Origin of the sequence: Alkalibacterium putridalgicola, assembly GCF_040959045.1 — a bacterium.
Taxonomy (GTDB): Bacteria; Bacillota; Bacilli; order Lactobacillales; family Carnobacteriaceae_A; genus Alkalibacterium; species Alkalibacterium putridalgicola.
Window position 1 is genome coordinate 1,471,659 of the sequence record NZ_CP162615.1, and the last position, 21,064, is coordinate 1,492,722.

Below are 21,064 nucleotides of genomic sequence, written 5' to 3' on the forward strand. Positions count from 1 at the left end.
AAACGGCTTGTTACGCTTTTCCTGAAATTTAGCGTTTGTCTTTAAAGGCGTCTTTTACTTTCGAAAAAAATGAGCTGTCTCCCTGTTCAACGACGTTATCGTAATCACTGGCTTCAGCAAATTTTCGCAAGTGTTCAGCCTGGTCTTGAGTCAGCTTGTCCGGTACGACGACCTTCACTTTGATGTGCTGATCCCCGTTGCCCGTTCCTCTAAGGCGTGGTGCGCCTTTTCCTCTTAAACGGAAAGTCGTGCCGGGCTGGGTTCCAGCCGGTATCTTAAACTTGACTTTGCCATGTACGGTCGGCACTTCCAGTTCGTCACCCAGAGTAGCCTGAACCATATTGATCGGCAGTTCGTAGTAGATCTCGGAACCTCTGCGGTCGAATGTTTTCGATGCTTTCACTCTGAAAATGACGTACAGATCGCCGTAAGGTCCGCCGTTTTCACCCGCATCACCCTGATTCTGCAGACGCATCTGATTACCGTCTTCCACACCGGCAGGGACCGTCACTTTTACAGAATGCTGCTGTTTCGTGTGTCCATCACCGTGACAGACCGGACATTTTTCCTTTATTTCTTTTCCTGTTCCATTACATGTCGGACAGACTTGCTGTGTCATGACACGGCCGAATGGTGTGTTTCTTTCAGCATTCACTTGTCCGGCCCCATGACAGGTCGAACAGGTCTGCGGACTTGTTCCGGGTTTTGCTCCGCTGCCGTTGCAGTTGTCACATTCTTCCTGGCGATTGTAACGGATCGTCGTTTCTTTACCGAAGATCGCTTCCTCGAATTCCAGATCCATGACATACTGCAGGTCTTCTCCCTGACGTGGTGCATTCGGATTCCTGCGTCTGCCGCCTCCGCCGAAGAACTGCTCGAAGATGTCTTCGAAACCGCCGCCTCCGCCGAAGCCGCCGCCAGCGCCTCCGAAGCCCCCGCCGAAACCGCCCCCGGCCCCAAAGTTAGGATCGGTAGACGCGTGTCCGTACTGGTCATATGCTGCTCGTTTCTGTTCATCGCTTAATACTTCATATGCCTCAGATATCTTCTTGAACTTATCTTCCGCATCGTCTGCTTTGTTGATATCCGGGTGATATTTCTTTGAAAGCTTGCGGTAAGCTTTTTTTATTTCATCCTGGGAGGCATCTTTCGAGACACCCAGCAGGTCATAAAAATCTTCTTTCTCAGCCATAGTATTCCTCCATCGTTATGATCGATCCGGTAAACCATCTCTCACGTCGATAAAGAACGATCAGATGGATACCAAAAAGAAAGAAAGCACTTTTGAAAACTTAGCATAAGTGCTTTCTCCTGTTTGAATATCAGTATCTATAAAAATCATTATCAAATAGATATACATTGTCCAGCGATCTAAGCCTGACTCCTTACGAAAAAAGATAAATCAACCCATTGCGCAGTATGCTCATTCAGGGATTGATTTCCTTTTTTTCGTAGGAGTCAGAACAGGCTTATATCGCTTTTCTTATTCTATTATTTTTCTTCGTCGTCTACTTCTTCGAAGTCTGCATCTACGACATCATCTGAAGAACCGGCGTCAGCTGTGTCTCCAGCTTCAGCACCTTGAGCTTGTTCCTGCTGCTGAGCTGCCTGTTCATACAACTTCACTGACATTTCCTGAACGATTTCGTTTAATGCATCACGTTTCGTCTTGATTTCTTCAGTGTCATCATTTTCCAAGGCTGCTTTCAGTTCGTCGCGTGCTTCTTCCGCTTTTTTGACGTCTGCTTCGTCGACTTTACCTTCCAGTTCTTTCAAGGTCTTGTCGATCTGGAAGACTAACTGATCAGCTTCGTTACGTAATTCCACTTCTTCTTTACGTTTCTTGTCTGCTTCAGCATTTTCTTCCGCTTCTTTGACCATACGCTCGATATCTTCATCAGATAGACCTGAAGAAGATTTGATCGTGATCTTCTGCTCTTTACCTGTACCTAAGTCTTTCGCAGATACGTTGACGATACCGTTTTTGTCGATATCGAAAGATACTTCGATTTGAGGAACGCCACGTGGTGCTGGTGGAATATCCGTTAACTGGAAGCGTCCAAGTGTTTTGTTGTCTTTAGCCATTGGACGTTCACCTTGAAGCACGTGTACATCTACGGCTGGCTGATTGTCAGCAGCTGTTGAGAAGACTTGTGACTTGCTTGTAGGGATCGTTGTGTTTCTGTCGATCAGCTTAGTAAAGACGCCGCCCATCGTTTCGATACCTAACGATAACGGTGTAACGTCAAGCAGGACGATATCTTTCACATCACCTGAGATGACGCCGCCCTGGATCGCAGCACCCATCGCTACAACTTCGTCAGGGTTGACTGAACGGTTAGGCTCTTTGCCTGTTTCTTTTTTCACTGTATCAACGACTGCTGGGATACGTGTGGATCCACCAACAAGGATAACTTCGTCAATGTCTGATTTTGATAAACCGGCATCTTTCAATGCTTGACGGACAGGTTGTTTCGTACGTTCAACCAGGCTGTCTGTGATTTCATCAAATTTAGCACGTGTCAGAGTGATTTCCAGGTGCAATGGACCTGATTCGCCGGCAGAAATGAATGGCAGGCTGATTTGTGTCTGAGAAACACCTGACAAGTCTTTTTTAGCTTTTTCAGCAGCATCTTTCAAACGCTGAACAGCCATTTTGTCTTTAGACAGATCTACGCCGTTTTCTTTTTTGAATTCAGCAACAAGATAGTCGATGATTTTCTCGTCAAAGTCATCTCCACCCAGGTGGTTGTCACCTGCAGTAGCCATAACTTCAAAGACACCGTCGCCCAGTTCAAGAATAGAAACGTCGAATGTTCCGCCGCCTAAGTCAAAGACCAGGATTTTTTCATCTTTTTCTACTTTATCAAGACCATAAGCCAGTGATGCAGCTGTTGGTTCATTAACGATACGGTCTACTTCAAGTCCAGCGATCTTACCGGCATCTTTAGTTGCCTGACGCTGTGAATCGTTGAAGTAAGCAGGGACAGTAATAACAGCATTTGTTACTGTTTCACCTAGATAGTCTTCAGCATAATCTTTGATGTGCTGTAAAATGAATGCTGAGATCTGCTGTGGTGAATAGCTCTTGCCTTCTGCTTCAACTTTGTAGTCTTCACCCATGTGACGTTTGATCGAGCTGACCGTATTCGGGTTAGTGATCGCCTGACGTTTAGCAACCTCGCCCACTTGTACTTCGCCGTTTTTAAATGAAACGACAGATGGTGTTGTACGGTTCCCTTCTTTATTAGGGATGATTTTAGCTTCTCCGCCTTCTAAAACGGCAACTGCTGAGTTTGTTGTTCCTAAGTCGATACCAATGATTTTTCCCATGATTTATCTCACCTTTACTTTGATTTTTATAATGTAACAGATACTTTTGCAGCACGTAAGACACGTTCGTGCAGTTTATATCCTTTTTCAAATACTTGAGCGACTTCATTGCTTTCCTGACCTTCATTAGCCGGTACTTGCGTATAGGCTTCATGATAGTTAGGATCGAACGGTTCGCCCAACGGATCGATCACTTCGATCCCTTCTTTTTCAAAAGCCTGAAGGAAACTGCTGTGAACCATTTCGATTCCTTTTTTCAGGTTCTCTCCAGCTTCAGTATCAGCTTCTATCGTCAAGGCTCTTTCCAGATTATCCAGAACAGGAATAAGTTCCTTGGCCAGTGACTGAGAGCTGAAACGACGAAGATCCTGACGTTCACGCTCCTGGCGCTTGCGTATGTTAGCCAGTTCTGCCTGAAGTCTAAGGTAACGGTCAGTCACGTCATCCAGTTCTTTGTAAACTTTATCCAGTTCACTCTGTTCTGATTTTTCAGCTGGATCTGTGCCTGCTGTTTCTTCTTCGATGATCACTGATTCTTTCTCAGCAGCATCTTCCTGTGACGTTTCGTCTGTCTCTTCCTGCTTGCGCTTCTCTTTATTATCTTTCACAACTCTTCCTCATTTCCTGATTATTCTAAATAATACTCCAGTAGTGTGTGTGTCAACTTTTTTCTAAACACATCAAGTACACCGAACGTTTCATCATAAGCCATACTCGTTGGTCCAAGTACTGCGATGACACCTTTTCCATAGCTGCTCACGTTGTAAGTCGTCGTGACCAGACTGAAGTCTTTCAGTAAGTCATGATTTATTTCTTCCCCGATTTTTACAACGAAGTCATCATTGATCTGATCGACCAGCGCGTATAGATCGCCACTGCTATCCAGCATCGTATACAACGATTTCAGTTTTTGGGTGTCAATATTCTCAGAAAAATCCAGAATATTCAGTTTGCCGGAAATGTGATGTCTCGACTCAGTTGATTCCTTAAAGACTGATTCGATGGATAAAAACATTTCTGCGGCATTTGACGCGTATTTCCTGATCAAGAGAGGAATGTCACGCTGGAGTCTTCTGGCCACTTCAGTTAACGTATGACCAACTAAATGGTGGTTGAATATGTTAGTGACTTTTACCAGATCAGCCTCATTGATCGTCTTAGGCATGCGGAATACTTTATTTTCTATCGTCCCTTTGTCTGTCTGAATGATAGCCATGACATGGTTGTCATTCAATGCCAGAAGTCTAAACCCAGTCAGGCGACTTGTTTCAGCCCTTGGTCCCAAGACAATAGCCGTGTAATTTGTCAGATCAGACAATAGCTGAGCCGACTGATGCATGATATCGTCCATTTGCTTTACATGGTTCCCTAATACGTCACTGATGATCTTCATCTTATCCTTAGCCACTTCCTGCGGCCGCATAAGATGGTCGATATAGAAACGGTATCCCTTGAGAGAAGGTATTCTTCCAGACGACGAATGTGTCTTCTGAATGAATCCCAGCTTTTCAAGCTGACTCAGTTCATTTCTTATCGTAGCTGAACTGGCTTCGATAGCCGTGTCGATCAGAATGGTTTTCGAACCGATCGGCTGACCCGTTGATGTATACAGTCGAATGAGAGCATCTAGAATAATTAATTGTCTCTTTGTTAACATGTGTAATCACTCCTTGATGCATCCTGCATCATTAGAGACTAGGCAAAGCACAGTAAAGGTCCTCTGCGCTTTGTTTCTGTGAGCTTTCATTAAATTAGCACTCGAAGTTATCGAGTGCTAACACATCTATAATTTAACAAATCTATTGATTACTGTCAACAATTAAATCTGATTTATTTTGACCTTTGACAAACTTTCTTTAGCATCCAGTTCATCCTGGTCCAGTCTTTCGATCAGCTCTTCGGCAGAATTGAATTTTACTTCATCTCTCAGATAATCGACCCATTTCACTTTGACGTCCTCGCCGTATATATCTTCATTGAAGTCAAAGATATGTACTTCTATGGAATAACTTGGTCGATGTCCGAATGTTGGGTTGTAACCGATCGATGCCATCCCATCCAGCCATTTTCCGTCTACCCATAATTTAACGGCATAAACTCCGCGTTTAGGTACCATAACATAGGGGTGAGGATAGATGTTTGCAGTCGGGTATCCAAGGTCTCTTCCTCTGGCATCTCCGTGAATGACGAATCCGCTCGTTTCATAGATATAACCGAGGAGTTCATTCGCCTGTTTCAGTTTTCCTTCACTGATATACCGGCGAATACGCGTTGAACTGATTTTATCTTCAGCATCGACTTTTTTATCCACTTTGACGATTTCAAAGCGCCCTTTTGCATATACCGGCATGGTGTTCATATTCGCTTCTGCTGCTTTTCCGTAGGTATAATCAAAGCCGGCGACAACGACTTTGGCATTCCATCCAACGATATACTGATCGACAAAGTCCTGAGGAGACAAGCGGCCAAAGCGTGCAGTGAACGCCACTTCATAAAGAATATCGACATCTAAATTTCTGATGATTTCTTCTTTACGATCAAGAGGCGTCAGATACGTATGTTTATCCGGATCGAAACTGCGGTAGACAAAAGCAGGGTGCCGGTTGAACGTCATGACAGCACATTTCAGTCCTTTTTCCTTTGCTATTTCTACACCTTTGCTGATAACCGCCTGATGCCCTCGGTGTACGCCATCAAAAAAACCTAAGACCAGAACGATTTCTTCGCTGCCTATCTCTTCTTTTTTATAGGGATGATGAATTCTTCTGATATCCATCTTTACACCACCATTTCATTTCTCAAAACCTTTGCCGGTTTTATAAGGTCTTTCTTGGTCGGGTGGACCTTATAAATGGCTGCGGCCTTGTTCATATAATAGAAGACGATTTCGTCTTCTTTATTTTTCATATACTTCTCCCGTTCAAGACGGCTTCCGTTTTTGACCAGAAGGTATTCTTCTTTAGTCAGATCATATCTCGGCATATGAACGAGTGCACGTTCAAGCGGAAGAATGTGATCATCAATGCTGCCATCATCGACCAGTGACTGGATCTGAGAGAGCGTCAATGCTTCTTCTCGGTCAAAGCCACTGCTTGCTTCTCTGGTCAGATCTGACATATGTGATGGAACACCCAGTTTTCTGCCGACATCGACAGCAAGGGTCCTCACATAGGTTCCTTTGCCGCATACGACCTTGAAAGAAAAAGACAATGTGGCGTTCTCCTCATCCCTCTTTACGTCGGAAGTCCGGTCGAAGGAATGGATCATCACTTCTCTGGAAGGTCTGTCAATGACTTTTCCTTCTCTGGCATATTCATATAAGCGTTTGCCGTTTATCTTCACTGCGGAATACATCGGAGGTGTCTGCGTGATGACCCCATCGAATTCGGATAATACCCTGTCGATAGACGCTTCATCGATTTCACTGCTCACAGGTTCCTTTTCAACGATCTCGCCCGAACGGTCTTCTGTCGTCGTTGAGAATCCAAGCGTGATCTCTCCGGTATAGATCTTTTCAGAATCCATCATGTATTCGATGACTTTTGTTGCTTTACCGATCGCTACAGGCAGAACTCCGTCAACATCCGGATCCAGCGTACCGGAATGGCCGATTTTTTTCATATTAAGTATTTTTCTTAATTTAAAAACACAATCGTGACTTGTCATGCCTCTTTCTTTCCATATAGGTAATAATCCTTCCATCGTATCCTCCTTGATCTATTCCATATTAAAAATTTACAAAAGAAAAGAGAATCAATGTTCACTAAACAAAGATTCTCCTCTTTTCTTTTGCTAAGAAAAACGACTTCAAATCTTACTTATAGACTTATTCGTCTTGCTCTTCTTTTATTTTGTTCAATAACTGATCGATCTTGCTGCCGTATGCAACAGATTCGTCGCGGGCAAACGTTAATTCAGGCGTCTTATAAAGAGACAGTCGATTACCCAATTCTTTCCTGATCAGACCTGTCGCTTTTTCAAGACCCGTCTGTGTCTGATTGACGCTGTCTTTGTCGTCAGAAAGTGTGCTGTAATAGATCGTTGCCTGCTGCAGGTCGCCTGTCACATCAACACCCGTTACGGTCACACCTTCGACACGTGGATCACGGACACGCTTGCGCAGGATGTCCGTGACTTCTTTCTGTATTTCCTGTGAGACTCTACCCACTCTATAGTTAGGCATATTATTCACCTGTCCTTAAGATTTTATCTCTTTCTTTCAACTTCGACCATTTCATAGGCTTCGATTACATCGTCAATTTCGATGTCGTTGTATCCTGCGATCGTCAGACCACATTCGTAGCCGTTTCTGACTTCTTTCGCATCATCTTTGAAGCGTTTCAGGCTTGAAAGTTCGCCTTCATGCTTGACCACGCCGTTTCTGATCAGACGAATCGAACTGCTGCGTTTAATGACTCCGTCAGTGACGAAACAGCCGGCAATCGTACCAACGTTGGAAACATCATATGTTTCTCGGACAGTGACCTGACCGGTAACTTTTTCTTCGAATTCAGGATCCAGCATACCTGTCATCGCTGCTTCGATTTCATCGATGGCATTATAGATGACACGGTGCGTACGGATATCGACTTCTTCACGGCTGGCACTTTCTTTAGCCTGAACAGTCGGTCTGACATTAAAGCCAATGATGATCGCTGAACTTGCAGAAGCTAAAGTGATATCACTCTCGTTGATGGCACCAACACCAGTATGGATGATGTCGATCTTGACACCTTCGACTTCGATTTTCTCAAGACTTGCTGCCAGTGCTTCTGCTGAACCTTGTACGTCAGCTTTGATGATGACATTTACTGATTTCAGTTCGCCTTCTTCCAGGCTGTCGAACAAGTTTTCCAGCGTAACTTTACTTTTCGTTGAACGTTGTGCTTCAGTTGCAGCTGATGCTCTTGATTCGCCCACTTGTCTTGCTGTTTTTTCATCTTCAAAGACAACGAAACGGTCGCCAGCTTGTGGCGTATCGTTCAAGCCAGTTATCTCGACTGGAGTCGATGGTCCGGCTTCTTTGACGCGACGTCCTTTGTCGTTTGTCATCGTTCTCACACGCCCAAAAGTATTCCCTACAACAATAGGTTCTCCCTGATGGAGTGTACCTTCCTGTACAAGCAGTGTGGCAATAGAGCCCTGTGATTTATCTAGTCTTGCTTCAATAACTGTTCCGATAGCCAAGCGTTTAGGATCGGCTTTCAGTTCTTCGACTTCAGCAACAAGCAGGATCATTTCAAGCAGTTCGTCCAGATTCTGATTGAATAACGCTGAGATCTGAACAAAGATCGTTTCTCCGCCCCATGCTTCAGGGATAAGTCCGTATTCTGTCAGTTCCTGCATCACACGGTCAGGATTTGCTCCAGGCTTATCGACTTTATTGACTGCAACAATGATCGGTACTTCAGCAGCTTTAGCGTGATTGATCGCTTCAACGGTTTGAGGCATGACCCCATCGTCTGCAGCAACGACTATGATCGCGATATCAGTAACATCAGCACCACGGGCACGCATCGTTGTAAATGCGGCGTGTCCAGGTGTATCTAGGAAAGTGATCGTCTTGCCGTTTTCTTTGACCTGATAGGCACCGATATGCTGAGTGATCCCGCCGGCTTCGCCTTCCGTTACTTTCGTTTCACGCAGACTGTCAAGTAAGGTCGTTTTACCATGGTCAACGTGTCCCATGATCGTAACAGTAGGTGGACGAGTGACCATGTTTTCTTCGTTAGGTTCCTGATCGAAGAAGGTGTCGAAGTCGGTCATATCGATCTGAACTTTCTCTTCCGTTTCGATACCGTATTCAGTAGCCAGCAACTCGATCGTTTCACTGTCAAGTGACTGGTTCTGAGTAGCCATAACACCCATCATGAACAGTTTTTTCACGATTTCAGCTGGTTCACGGTGGAGTTTTTTCGCTAGTTCGGCAATAGTCATGCCGTCCGTATACTCCAGGACTTCCGGCAGCTCTTTATGCTTACGCGGAGTCACAGGTGTCTGCGGCTTCTGGTTCTTCTTACCCTTACGTCTTCTTGCTCCGGCAGGTCCACCGTGGATACCTCTGTGCTGTCTTGAATTACGTCTGCGTTTGTTTTCAAATGACTGTTTCTGTTTTTCATCAGTCGTTCGTTTAGGTAATTCCGGTGTCTGACTTTGGTTAGCTTTAGGCGCAGCTTTTTTCTTAGTGTTTTTTGGTTGAGATGACGTTTTTTTATTATTTATATTCTTTTGTCCTTTACTGTGTTGAGAAGTTTTCTCATTTTTTTTGTTTGACTGGTTGCTTTGTGTTCCTTGTTTAGATCGGTCAGCGGGTTTTGATTGGTTGTTTTGACGCTGATTCGAGTTTGGACGAGCATCACGTTTGCCAGCCGCTTTGTATGATTCATTAGACTGTTTTTTTGCAGCCGGTTTGTTCTGATCTGAACTGTTTTTCTTATCAGTCTGACCTTGAGGTTTTGCCGGCTTTTCTTTTGGAGATTCTTTCTGACTCAATGCCGTTTTCAGCTTACTGACCTCATTGTCTTCCATTGAAGACATGTGGCTGCTGTAATCGAACCCCAGTTTTTTTGCTTTATCCAGCACATCTTTGCTTGCTACATTATTTTCTTTCGCGAATTCATAGACTCTCTTTTTGCCCATTTAATCACCTTCCCGTTCTTAATTAGAGCAATTTTTGAAGGGAATGCATAAAACCATCATCCATGAGGGCACATACTGTCCGGTCCTTCCCCAAAGCATGAGAGATCTGATCCCGTGTAAAAGCTGTTACGAGAGGCACATCATAATACTCACACTTATTCAAAAATTGTTTTGACGTATTGTCGCTTGCGTCAGACGCGAGACAGACAATCTTCGCCTTGTTCGATCTTACGGATTGTAAAACGAGCGATTCACCTGATATCAGCTTGCCCGCACGTTGAGCCAATCCTAACAGATTTAAAGCCCGTTCGTTATTGTTCATTTTCGATTTCCATTCTTGCCTTCTTATACTCAATGTAGTCGATCAGTTCATCGTAAAAAGAGTCATCGACCTGCGCATTCAATGCCTGGTCCAGCATCTTTTTCTTTTTAGCTTTCATAACGAGTTCAGTGTCTAAAGAGACATAAGCACCGCGTCCGTTTTTCTTGCCTGTCGGATCGATCGAGACCTCGCCTTCTTTATTTCTAACGATACGCACCATGTCTTTCTTTGGTTTCATTTCGCCGGAGACAACACATTTTCTCATAGGTATCTTACGCTTCTGCATAATTCCCCACCTTATTCCGCATTGTTTTATTTTCCAATATTTTCATCATCAGAGAATGTCGTTTCCTGATTTTCAGGGAATCGTCGTTCCTCATTATCAGTAAACGGCGGCTCGCCTTGTCCACCACTTGTCGGGGTCGGCTCATCGTCTTCTGAAAAAGTCGCTTCTTCAACTTCTTCCATTGACGCTTCATAACCTTCTTCTTCGCCCATGCCGTCTCTTTCTTCTGCGAATTCGATCAAGTCTTCGGTATCATTGGGATCAAGTTCGCCGGTCTGAAAGTCTGTTTCCATGACTGGTTCTCCAGGCTGTCTGTCCATCTGATTACTGTCTTCGGCTAATACAGTTGAATCTGCATCATCCGATACATTGTCATCATTGTAGGCTTTTACATCTGTAGATTCGTCATCTTCAAATAGTGAAGGTGCCTCAGAGATCGATTCAAGGTCATTCGCTGCATCCGCATCGTTTTCACTCAACGCTTCAAAGAATGAATCATCTTTCAATTCATCAGACTCTTCCGCCAGAGCTTCCATGTCGGATTCAGATTTGATATCGATCTTGAATCCTGTCAGTTTCGCTGCCAGACGCACATTTTGACCGCGCTTGCCGATCGCCAGCGACAGCTGATAATCCGGAACGACGATGACGCAGGAGTGCTGGTCTTCGTCAAACTGAACATCAACGACTTGCGCTGGATTCAGAGCATTCTTGATGTAGACTGAAGGATCTTTGTCCCATTCAACGATATCCATGTTCTCACCGTTCAGCTCGTTTACAATAGCTTGTACACGTGAGCCTCTTGGCCCGACACAGGTACCGACCGGATCAACGTTCTCATCACGGGAGAAGACAGCGATCTTGGAACGGTCGCCGGCTTCACGGGCGATCGACACGATTTCAACGATGCCATCATATATCTCCGGCACTTCCTGTTCAAACAGACGTTTGATCAGGTTAGGATGTGTACGGCTGACAAAAACCTGCGGGCCTTTCGTCGAGTTTTCGACCTTGCTGACGTAGACTTTGATGCGGTCATGCGTTTCATAGGTTTCATTCTCGATCTGGTCACGCTTGGACAGAACGGCTTCAACTTTACCTAGGTTGATGTAGATGAACTTGTTGTCCTGTCGTTCTACTGTCCCAGTCATCAGGTCGTCTTCATACTGAATGTATTCATTGTAGATGATCGAGCGTTCAGCTTCTCTCATACGCTGCATGATGACCTGCTTGGCCGTCTGAGCAGCAATACGTCCGAAGTTTTTCGGCGTGACTTCGAATTTGATCTTGTCTCCGATTTCATACGCTTTTTTGCGTTCACGCGCTTCTTCCAGGCTGATCTCAAGCTGTGAGTCATAGACATCTTCAACGACTTCCTTGACCTGATAAACAGTGATCGAGCCTTTCTTCTCATTGAAATCGACTTCAACGTTCTGAGACGTCCCATAATTGCGCTTATACGCTGATACAAGGGCAGCTTCAAGTGCATCGATAACAACCTCTTTAGAAATACCCTTTTCTTTTTCTAAAGTCTCAAGAGCAGATATTAATTCTTTACTCATATTTTTACTCCTTTTAATCATTTCCTGACGCAGTGTGGATTTAAAATTCGATAGCTAATCGAGCCTTAGCTATGTGTTTCTTTTCGATCTCCAAATCTTTACGTCTGGTCTTATCTTTGATGGTCAATATGATATGACTGTCGTGCCACTCTTTCAGTGTGCCTTCATAGGCATTCTGGCCATTTATTTCACCATGTAACTTGACATGGATATACTGACCCACTGCGTTTTTCATATCTTCGTCTGAACGAAGCGGTCTTTCAGCACCTGGAGAAGAGACTTCCAGATAATAAGCATGAGGGATCGGGTCTGGTTCGATCGCATCCAACATTTCTCCAACTTTTTCACTGAACAGAGCACAATCATCCAGATCTACGCCGTTTGCTTTATCGATATATAAACGTAAAAACCAGTTTTTACCTTCTTTTACATACTCGACATCGACTAGCTCATACCCAAGGTCTGCTGCCACAGGTCGAGATAATTCTTTCACTTTTTCCACTGTATTCAACGACATCTTCACTCCTCTCAGACATACTGTCCGGTTAATTTCTTTTTAAATAAAGGCTGTGAAAAAGAGTGAGCGGATTCGCTCACTCTTTCCTCAGTCTATCTCGCTCGATTCGTTATCAGTGTACCATAGATACGACGCTGTCGCAACTTTGACACTTTTACATTACAAATCAAATAACGATAATTGATTCTCATCAGGCAGGCCTACCAGCGCCTGATTGGTTTCCAGGTATTCCATGACTGTTTTAGAGACTTTCCCTCTTCTGGACAAGTCCTCTTTAGACAAGAAAGGTCCGTCTTTTCTGGCTTCCACGATAGCATTGGCCACACTTCCACCAAGCGAAGGGACAGCTCTGAACGGTGCCAGCAGGGCATCGTCCTGGATCAGAAAATCTTTCGCGTCCGATTCATCGATGTTGACCATCTTGAATGAAAAACCGCGTTCGACCATTTCATTCGCTATTTCAAGCACAGTTAAAAGGTTCTTCTCTTTCGTCGATGCATCCATGCCTTTAGCGGTGATTTCCTTCATACAAGCTTTGATGCCTTCTTTCCCTTTGGACATGGCTTCCAGGTCGAAGTCACTGGCCCGAATCGAAAAGTAAGCCGCGTAATAATATAAAGGATGGTGCACTTTAAAGTAGGCCACACGCAGAGCCATAAGGATATAGGCAGCGGCATGGGCTTTAGGGAACATGTACTTGATTTTCAGACAGGAAGCGATATACCATTCCGGGACGTCATTGTTTCGCATTTCTTTCTGCCAGTCATCAGGGATCCCGCGACCTTTTCTGACATATTCCATGATCTGAAAGGCCAGACCGTCTTCCAGTCCCTTATGCTGCAGATAGATCATGATGTCATCTCGACACCCGATTACTTCCGACAAGGGGATATTGTGCTGTCTGATCAGTTCTTCAGCATTCCCAAGCCATACATCGGTCCCGTGAGACAAACCTGAGATCTGGAGCAGTTCCGCAAAGGTCGTCGGTTTCGTCTGTTCCAGCATCTGACGAACGAAACGCGTACCGAACTCGGGGACGCCTAAGGTTCCGGTTTTTGAGAAGATCTGCTCTTCTGTAACGCCCAAAACTTCTGTCCCGCTGAACAGTTTCATGACATCCGGATCATTAACCGGGATGTCTAATGGATCGATCCCCGATAAGTCCTGGAGCATACGGATCATACTCGGATCATCGTGACCCAGGATATCCAGTTTCAGGACATTGTCATGGATCGAGTGGAAGTCAAAGTGGGTCGTTTTCCATTCGGACTCCTGATCGTCCGCGGGGAACTGGATCGGAGAGAAATCATAGACATCCATATAGTCCGGGATAACGATGATCCCGCCCGGATGCTGGCCTGTCGTCCGTTTGACACCAGTCAGACCTTTGGACAACCGGTCCACTTCAGCCGAACGGTAATTCAGCTGATGGTCGCGTTCGTAGCCTTTGACGAAGCCGAATGCTGTCCGGTCGGCAATGGTACCGATCGTGCCGGCACGATAAACATACTCTTCTCCAAACAGTTCCTTCGTATACAAGTGGGCTCTCGCCTGGTATTCACCGGAGAAGTTCAGATCGATATCGGGAACTTTGTCTCCATTAAAGCCCAGGAATGTCTCAAAGGGAATGTCCTGACCGTCTCTGTATAAGGACTCACCACACTTGGGACAGGCTTTTTCAGGGAGATCAAAACCGGAGCCGTATTCGCCGTTCGTAAAGAATTCAGAATGCTTACATCCTATGCAGCGGTAATGCGGCGGCATGGGATTGACTTCGGTGATCCCTGTCAGGGTAGCGACCAGACTGGAGCCGACCGACCCCCTTGAACCAACCAGATAGCCGTCTTCCACACTTTTATGCACCAGTTTCTGAGAAATCAGGTAAATAACCGAGAAGCCATTCCCGATGATACTGTCGAGTTCCTTCTCGATCCTGGCTTCGATGATTTCTGGTAGATCTTCACCATACAGTTCATGCGCCTTATCGTAGCTCATTTTACGGATCTCTTCTTCGGACCCTTCCATTTTCGGCGTGTACAGGTCCTGTTTCACAGGTGTGATATCATCCGCGACACTGTCGACAAATTCATTCGGATTGGTGATCACCACTTCTTCTGCTGTTTCCTCGCCTAAAAAGGCCAGGCTTTCCATCATTTCATCCGTGGTCCGGAAATACACCGGCGGATTCTTATGCTGGCTGACATGCGATTTATTTTGTGTTTCAAGCAGGATATCGCGGTAGACACCGTCTTCCGGGTTCACGAAATGTACGTTTCCGGTCGCGATGACCTTTTTGTCCAGTTCCTTACCCAGCTTCACGATATTTGTGATGATGTCTTCCAGGTCATCTTTATTTCTGACCAGTTCGCGGTTGATGAGATTCAAATAGGCTTCTTTCGGCATGATTTCAAGGTAATCGTAATAAGCTGCTTTCTTTTTGGCTTCTTCATACCCGCGCTGCATCATGGCTTCAAAGACTTCGCCCTGTGCACAACCGGATCCTATGATCAGACCTTCTCTGTACTTGTCCAAAAATGACCGGGGTACGCGAGGGACCCGGTAAAAATAATCGACCAGCGAACCGGATATGAGTTTGAATAGGTTTTTAAGCCCGGCCTGATCTTTTGCCCAGATCGTTACGTGACTGGGACGGGATTTTTTATAAGCATCTCCCCCGCCCATATATTGGTTCAGTTCACTGTGGCGTTCGATATTATATTCTTTCTTTGCCATTTTCACAAAGATCCAGAGCAGCTGTCCCGTCGTCTGTGAATCGTAAATGGCCCGGTGATGCTGTTCCAGATTCACTTTGAATTTTTTCGCAAGGGTGTTCAGACGGTGACTTTTAAAGGTCGGATTGATGAAGCGTGAAAATTCAAGGGTATCGATGACCGGCAGTTCAGACATCGGCATATCATGCTTTTTATAGGCGGTGTTCAAAAAGCCCATATCAAAGGTTGCGTTATGGGCAACTAGAATGCTGCCTTCTGAAAAGGCCTTGAACTGTTCCAGCACGTCTTTTTCCGATTTCGACCCGCGGACCATTTCATCCGTGATCCCTGTCAGATTGATAGTCGTATTCGATAAACGATGTCCAGGATCGATGAATTCCTGAAACTCTGCCACCACGTTCCCTTTATGCATCTTGACAGCGGCCAGCTCGATGATGTTGTCATAAATAGCTGACAAGCCTGTGGTCTCCACGTCAAACACGACATAGGTGGCTTCATGCAGATCGTCTTCTGATTCATTATAGGCAATGGGCACACCGTCATCCACCAGATTGGCTTCCACGCCGTAAATGATTTTGACATTGTTCTTGCTGCCGGCAGAATGAGCTTCCGGATACGACTGAGCAACACCATGATCCGTTATGGCTATAGCTTTGTGTCCCCACTCAGCCGCCTGCTTGACAAGATCTGTTGCACTTGGTGTGGCATCCATCTGACTCATGTTCGTGTGCGCATGCAGCTCGACCCGTTTTCTATCTTCCGGATATGTATCTTTTCGGCTCGCATGAAAAGTCTGAGTGATATCCTGGACGTTCATGACCAGATCGCGCATAAAGGTGTCTTCCTGAATGCTTCCTCTGACCTTGACCCAAGTCCCCGGTTTGATCCGTTCGAACATGGCTTCGTCCTGTTCATTATTGGAAAATCGTTTGCATGAGAAGGATGAGGAGTAATCTGTGATCTTAAAAATAAGCAACTTGCGGCCTGAGCGCAGTTCTCTGATTTCCGAATCGAAGACATACCCTTCCAGGGTGACGCGACGCTCTTCTTCTTCAATGGCTATCATTTGTTTGATTTCTTCATTCGCGGGGATCGGTCGTCCCAGCTTTATCGGACCATCCGCTTTGATTTCTTTGTTCTCTTCTTTTTTCTTTTCAGCTTTTTCTACCAGACGCGTGTATTCCTGCGCCATGATCTGGTCGTCTTCTTCTTTTTGAAGCTTGAACTGCTCGACTTTTTTCTGGTGAGCATGGGAATCGACGACAGGTGTGAGTTTGAACTGCTTGGGGAAACCCAGCTGATGATAACTCTGAGAGATTTTAGGAAGAAAGTCATTCTCGTATTTATCTTTAGCCAGTTCCTGATCGATCAGAAAGACCCAGTGATTGCCGTCTTTCGTCGGATAGTTTTCCGCAAATGCCCGATTACAGATCGGCGAATCCACCCCACTCAGGTGACAGGCATATTTCCAGTAATGCTGGACTTTTTCTTCAGTGACTACCGGCTCTTCCGTCTGTATGGACAATTCGATCTCGGATAAAACATCAAAAGAGGCTTTTAATGCATTTTTCAGAGACAAGAAGAGAGAAAAAGGCAAAATGTTCATCAGTTTTAAGGTGATGTGCCATTTTCTCTGTTTTTTATATACGGTCACGGATTCTACTTTTCCTTCTCTCAGCCATTCCGCTTCCTCTGGAGAAGGAGAAAATCCGATTTGTTTCAAGAGGGTTTGAAATAATTCCTGTTTACTTAAGCTCACATTCGATCCTTCTTTCTAAAGTCTTCGCTCGTCTTAAGATAATAGCATAGAAAACTGAGACATAAAATGCCTCAGTTCTCTCTTTGCTTATTTCTGGTTTGTACTGGAAGTTAGGATCTCGACGGTATGGAATAGATCATCCACTTTCGTTTCGACCATCTCTCCAGATTCTCTAATCGTTACTTCAACAATACCTTCTGACGCTTTTTTACCGACAGTGATCTGTACGGGGATCCCGATCAGTTCAGCATCCGTGAACTTGACGCCGGGGCGCTCTTTGCGGTCATCGATCAGTACAGAGTAGCCGCGTTCCTCGAACTGTTTAGTCAGCTTTTGAGCCAGATCCATTTGTTCTGCTTTCTTGACCTGGACAGGGATGATATGCACGTCAAACGGTGCGACCGCAGATGGCCATACGAGACCTTTGTCATCCGCATACTGCTCTGCGATGGCCGACAACAGACGGCTCACGCCGATACCATAGCTTCCCATGATGACAGAGGTCTGTCTGCCGTTGTTATCCAGTACAGTCGCATTCATGGCATCGCTGTAGCGTGTGCCCAGCTTGAAGATGTGTCCGATCTCGATTCCTTTAGTGAAACGAAGAGTCCCTTTGTTGTCCGGAGCCGGATCGCCTTCTTTAACGACGCGGATGTCCGCATAGGTATCTACCGTGAAATCTCTATCCGTGTTGACGTTCGTGTAGTGCATGTCTTCCTTGTTGGCTCCAGTGACACCATTGACCATGTCCTGAACATGAAGATCAGCAACGATCTTGACATCTTTATCCAAGCCTACAGGTCCGACGTAGCCAGGATACGATTTAAATTTACTTTCGATCTCTTCTTCGGTAGCCGGTTCGACTTCTTCAGCATCAAGAGCAATGCGCAGCTTCACATCATTGACTTCCTGATCTCCAGGTACGATGGCCAGAACAGGGGTCTCCTTGTCAGCCATATATAACACACTTTTGAAGATTTTTTCCTTAGCCACTTTCAGGTAGTCAGAAACTTCTTCGATCGTTTTTGTGTCAGGTGTGTCCACTTCTTTAAGTTCCAGCTGGACATCTGTTTTGGGTGATTTTTTATAATAACTGGCTGCCATTTCCAGGTTCGCAGCATAATCCGTTGAATCGGAATAGACAACGGTATCTTCCCCGGCGTCAGCCAGTGCCATGAATTCAATGGAGTCTCTCCCGCCCATCGCCCCTGCATCACCGATGATGGCTCGGAAATCCAGTCCAAGTCTCGTAAATGAGTTCGTATATGCCTGGGCGATCGCATCATAAGAATCAGCTAGACTTTCATAACTGTCATGGAAGGTATAAGCATCCTTCATGATAAATTCTCTTCCTCGCATCAGACCAAAACGTGGACGCTTTTCATCACGGTATTTCGTCTGAAACTGGTACAAGAGCAGCGGCAGTTTTTTGTAAGATTTGATTTCTTCACTGATCAGCTTGGCAAAGGTTTCTTCGTGTGTCGGACCGAGGATGAAATCCCGTTCGTGGCGGTCCTTTAACTTGATCAGATCTTCGCCATAGGTCTCATAACGGCCTGATTCTTTCCATAAGTCTGCAGGCAGTAAAGCCGGCAGCAGCATTTCAGCCCCGTCGATCGCATCGAGTTCTTCCCGAATGATCGTTTTGATTTTTTCCAGTACGCGGTTGGCCAGCGGCAGATAACTGTAGATACCTGATGACAGCTGACGGATATACCCCGCGCGTAATAGTAACTGATGGCTGATGACCTCAGCATCATTTGGAACATCTCTTAATGTAGGTGCGAATAATTTTGACTGCTTCATTATAAACTGATATCTCCTTCAATGATTAATTTAAAAAGAATGTCTGTATATCATTCCATGTGACAAGCAGCATGAGGATAAGCAGGAATAAAACGCCCACCAATGTGATATAACCCTCTTTTTCCTGACTCAAAGGCTTTTTACGGACGCCTTCGATAATATTGAGTAACAACTTGCCGCCATCTAAAGCCGGTATCGGCAGAAGATTCATAATGCCTAGATTGACACTTAAAAAGCCCAGCCAGCTGATCAGTCCAACGGTTCCAGCCTGCACGACCTGTTCTGTCGTAGCATAGATCGCAACAGGACCACCAAGCTGATCGACACTGAACCCTCCGGTAAAGAAGGACGCAAGCAGCGTAAAGATCTGACTGATGATAAAGAAGGTCTCAGTGAAACCATAAGTCAGTTTGGCTCCTAAATCGTCTTCCATGTAGGCTTCTACTCCGATCCTTCCAATGGTGTCTCCTTCTACCTCCACCCCTGAAGGCACGATCGTCTCTTCATAGACGTCACCTTCTTCAGTTTCCAGGGTAAAGGAAAGTTCTTCGTTCGGATTCTCCTGAATGATCATGACCATTTCATTCCAGGAATCGACGTCCTGACCATCTATAGACAAGACTCTATCTCCTGTTTCGACGCCAGCTTCGGCCGCAGGGGTATTTTCTTCCACATTCCCGAACCTAGCTTCGTCCGAGCGTACACCGCCCTGAACAAAAGCCAAGAGTGTAAAAGCAACAATAGCTAATATAAAGTTATTCAATGGACCTGCAAAGTTCGTCAGCATGCGGTTAGGCAACGAGGCACTCTGGAACTGTCTGTCTTTAGGCGCGATCTGTAGGATCGTTCCGTCTTTTTCCACTAGCAGGGCATCGCGATTGACATTGAAGGTGGTTTCTTCTGTATCCATGCCGACTCGTCCCGTCAGATACATTTTTTCATCAAAGTCAAAAGAGGAAACTTCAACAGGCACTGAATCGACCGATTCGTCAGAGCCCTGAATGTCTATTTTTTCAACATTGTCCTCTGCATCAAGTGACAGCTGGACAGCCATCCCGGGTCTCAGATCGGCCTCTTCTTCATAACCGGCCATTCTGACATACCCGCCGACCGGCAGCATGCGCACAGTATAGGTCGTCTCACCTTTTCTGTGATAAAAAAGTTTCGGTCCGAAACCGATCGCAAATTCACGTACAAGTATGCCGGCTCGCTTGGCAAAATAAAAATGCCCGAACTCATGCACCACTACGATGATCCCAAAAACTAAAATAAATGCTAAAATATTTTGAATCATATCAAAACTCCTTTATAGATCATACGACACCAAGAATAAACAACACATTCAAAACAAGGAGCAGACTGTCAAAACGATCGAGTATGCCTCCATGTCCCGGCAATATCGTGCCGGAATCCTTAGTATGGTACTCTCTTTTTATCTTGGATTCAAGTAGATCTCCAACTTGTCCAGTAATGGATATTACGACCATCAGTAAAAATGTAGCAAAGACATGTTCTGACTGAGGGAAGTACTGAAGAAAAATGAAGACCAGCACTGACGCCAATACCGTACCTCCCAGCGCACCTTCAACCGTTTTATTGGGGGAGATTGCTGGAGCCAGTTTTGTTCTGCCTATTTTTCTGCCGATCAGGTAGGCTCCGGAGTCGGTTGCCCAGATGACCAGCAGGATCAGAACGAGCAGGGATACATTAGTGAGTCTCAATGAGACAAAGGCATAAAAGCCTATCCCGATATAGATCATCATCAGGATCATCTCTGAGATATCCTTTGTGGTCGTTTCCTGAAAAGCGAGTGAATATAAAAAGAGCAGCACCATGGTTAAAATAATGATCCGCGAGAATACTTCCACTGCAAAGAGGATCGGAAAGTAAATAGAGAGAACCATAAGGGCTACGCCGATCAAAGAAAGTACCGCAGGGGGTGAAGACATTTTCATTTTTTTCATGTGAAGAAATTCTGAAAGACCAATGACAGCTAGTATGGCCATTCCGATAACAAGCGGCCATGACCCAATCCATATCAATGGTATAAACAGTGCTACAGCTATGAGCGCTGTAATGACTCTAGTAAACATATGCAATCCTCAGCT

General features: G+C 45.3%; 15 protein-coding genes and 1 pseudogene. All 16 read right to left on the minus strand.

Annotated elements, in window-relative coordinates; translation table 11 throughout:
- Positions 1–28: 28 nt before the first annotated feature.
- The 16 genes and pseudogenes from dnaJ to AB4027_RS07015 all read right to left on the minus strand — a co-directional run bounded on the left by dnaJ (position 29) and on the right by AB4027_RS07015 (position 21,049).
- The gene (gene dnaJ, locus AB4027_RS06940; protein WP_368644813.1) at positions 29–1,192 is read right to left on the minus strand and encodes a molecular chaperone DnaJ; all 1,164 of its coding nucleotides are present in this window, start codon (positions 1,190–1,192) and stop codon (positions 29–31) included.
- Positions 1,193–1,491: 299 nt separating this feature from the next.
- A complete protein-coding gene (dnaK, locus tag AB4027_RS06945) occupies positions 1,492–3,333 on the minus strand; it encodes a molecular chaperone DnaK (protein ID WP_368644814.1) in 1,842 nt (613 codons plus the stop codon).
- A 26-nt stretch (positions 3,334–3,359) separates the two neighbouring features.
- Positions 3,360–3,941: a nucleotide exchange factor GrpE gene (gene grpE, locus AB4027_RS06950; protein WP_368644815.1), complete on the minus strand. Its 582-nt coding sequence runs from the start codon at positions 3,939–3,941 to the stop codon at positions 3,360–3,362.
- 20 nt (positions 3,942–3,961) lie between these two features.
- Positions 3,962–4,990, minus strand: a complete 1,029-nt coding sequence (gene hrcA, locus AB4027_RS06955; RefSeq protein WP_368644816.1) for a heat-inducible transcriptional repressor HrcA — start codon at positions 4,988–4,990, stop codon at positions 3,962–3,964.
- A gap of 162 nt (positions 4,991–5,152) precedes the next feature.
- Positions 5,153–6,109, minus strand: a complete 957-nt coding sequence (ribF, locus tag AB4027_RS06960) for a riboflavin biosynthesis protein RibF (RefSeq protein ID WP_368644817.1) — start codon at positions 6,107–6,109, stop codon at positions 5,153–5,155.
- 2 nt (positions 6,110–6,111) lie between these two features.
- Positions 6,112–7,035: a tRNA pseudouridine(55) synthase TruB gene (gene truB, locus AB4027_RS06965; protein WP_368644818.1), complete on the minus strand. Its 924-nt coding sequence runs from the start codon at positions 7,033–7,035 to the stop codon at positions 6,112–6,114.
- Between the two features lie 124 nt (positions 7,036–7,159).
- Entirely contained in the window at positions 7,160–7,516 is a 357-nt protein-coding gene (gene rbfA / locus AB4027_RS06970) for a 30S ribosome-binding factor RbfA (RefSeq protein WP_091485682.1), read from the minus strand.
- Positions 7,517–7,539: 23 nt separating this feature from the next.
- On the minus strand, positions 7,540–9,972 hold the full coding sequence (gene infB / locus AB4027_RS06975; protein WP_368644819.1) for a translation initiation factor IF-2: 2,433 nt from the start codon (positions 9,970–9,972) through the stop codon (positions 7,540–7,542).
- 22 nt (positions 9,973–9,994) lie between these two features.
- Positions 9,995–10,294 carry a YlxQ-related RNA-binding protein gene (locus tag AB4027_RS06980; RefSeq protein WP_368644820.1) on the minus strand — a complete coding sequence of 100 codons (300 nt, stop codon included), beginning with the start codon at positions 10,292–10,294 and terminating at the stop codon, positions 9,995–9,997.
- Positions 10,284–10,580 carry an RNase P modulator RnpM gene (gene rnpM, locus AB4027_RS06985; RefSeq protein WP_368644821.1) on the minus strand — a complete coding sequence of 99 codons (297 nt, stop codon included), beginning with the start codon at positions 10,578–10,580 and terminating at the stop codon, positions 10,284–10,286. The genes AB4027_RS06980 and rnpM overlap by 11 nt, the downstream gene beginning before the upstream one ends.
- Positions 10,581–11,107: 527 nt before the next feature.
- Positions 11,108–12,142, minus strand: a pseudogene (gene nusA / locus AB4027_RS06990) (transcription termination factor NusA); the annotation flags it as partial.
- Positions 12,143–12,182: 40 nt separating this feature from the next.
- A complete protein-coding gene (gene rimP, locus AB4027_RS06995) occupies positions 12,183–12,659 on the minus strand; it encodes a ribosome maturation factor RimP (RefSeq protein ID WP_091485695.1) in 477 nt (158 codons plus the stop codon).
- A 159-nt stretch (positions 12,660–12,818) separates the two neighbouring features.
- A complete protein-coding gene (locus tag AB4027_RS07000; RefSeq protein ID WP_368644822.1) occupies positions 12,819–17,150 on the minus strand; it encodes a PolC-type DNA polymerase III in 4,332 nt (1,443 codons plus the stop codon).
- An 87-nt stretch (positions 17,151–17,237) separates the two neighbouring features.
- Entirely contained in the window at positions 17,238–18,956 is a 1,719-nt protein-coding gene (locus tag AB4027_RS07005) for a proline--tRNA ligase (protein ID WP_368644823.1), read from the minus strand.
- Between the two features lie 25 nt (positions 18,957–18,981).
- Positions 18,982–20,247, minus strand: a complete 1,266-nt coding sequence (gene rseP, locus AB4027_RS07010) for an RIP metalloprotease RseP (RefSeq protein WP_368646413.1) — start codon at positions 20,245–20,247, stop codon at positions 18,982–18,984.
- Positions 20,248–20,269: 22 nt separating this feature from the next.
- Positions 20,270–21,049, minus strand: coding sequence for a phosphatidate cytidylyltransferase (locus tag AB4027_RS07015; protein WP_368644824.1), 780 nt, complete (start codon positions 21,047–21,049; stop codon positions 20,270–20,272).
- Positions 21,050–21,064 lie beyond the last annotated feature (15 nt).

What these genes read in the sequence shown, in the direction of transcription:
- dnaJ (WP_368644813.1), bottom strand. Translation starts at nt 1,192, where the DNA reads ATGGCTGAGAAAGAAGATTTTTATGACCTGCTGGGTGTCTCGAAAGAT.
- dnaK (WP_368644814.1), bottom strand. Translation starts at nt 3,333, where the DNA reads ATGGGAAAAATCATTGGTATCGACTTAGGAACAACAAACTCAGCAGTT.
- hrcA (WP_368644816.1), bottom strand. Translation starts at nt 4,990, where the DNA reads ATGTTAACAAAGAGACAATTAATTATTCTAGATGCTCTCATTCGACTG.
- ribF (WP_368644817.1), bottom strand. Translation starts at nt 6,109, where the DNA reads ATGGATATCAGAAGAATTCATCATCCCTATAAAAAAGAAGAGATAGGC.
- truB (WP_368644818.1), bottom strand. Translation starts at nt 7,035, where the DNA reads ATGGAAGGATTATTACCTATATGGAAAGAAAGAGGCATGACAAGTCAC.
- rbfA (WP_091485682.1), bottom strand. Translation starts at nt 7,516, where the DNA reads ATGCCTAACTATAGAGTGGGTAGAGTCTCACAGGAAATACAGAAAGAA.
- infB (WP_368644819.1), bottom strand. Translation starts at nt 9,972, where the DNA reads ATGGGCAAAAAGAGAGTCTATGAATTCGCGAAAGAAAATAATGTAGCA.
- AB4027_RS06980 (WP_368644820.1), bottom strand. Translation starts at nt 10,294, where the DNA reads ATGAACAATAACGAACGGGCTTTAAATCTGTTAGGATTGGCTCAACGT.
- rnpM (WP_368644821.1), bottom strand. Translation starts at nt 10,580, where the DNA reads ATGCAGAAGCGTAAGATACCTATGAGAAAATGTGTTGTCTCCGGCGAA.
- rimP (WP_091485695.1), bottom strand. Translation starts at nt 12,659, where the DNA reads ATGTCGTTGAATACAGTGGAAAAAGTGAAAGAATTATCTCGACCTGTG.
- AB4027_RS07005 (WP_368644823.1), bottom strand. Translation starts at nt 18,956, where the DNA reads ATGAAGCAGTCAAAATTATTCGCACCTACATTAAGAGATGTTCCAAAT.
- AB4027_RS07015 (WP_368644824.1), bottom strand. Translation starts at nt 21,049, where the DNA reads ATGTTTACTAGAGTCATTACAGCGCTCATAGCTGTAGCACTGTTTATA.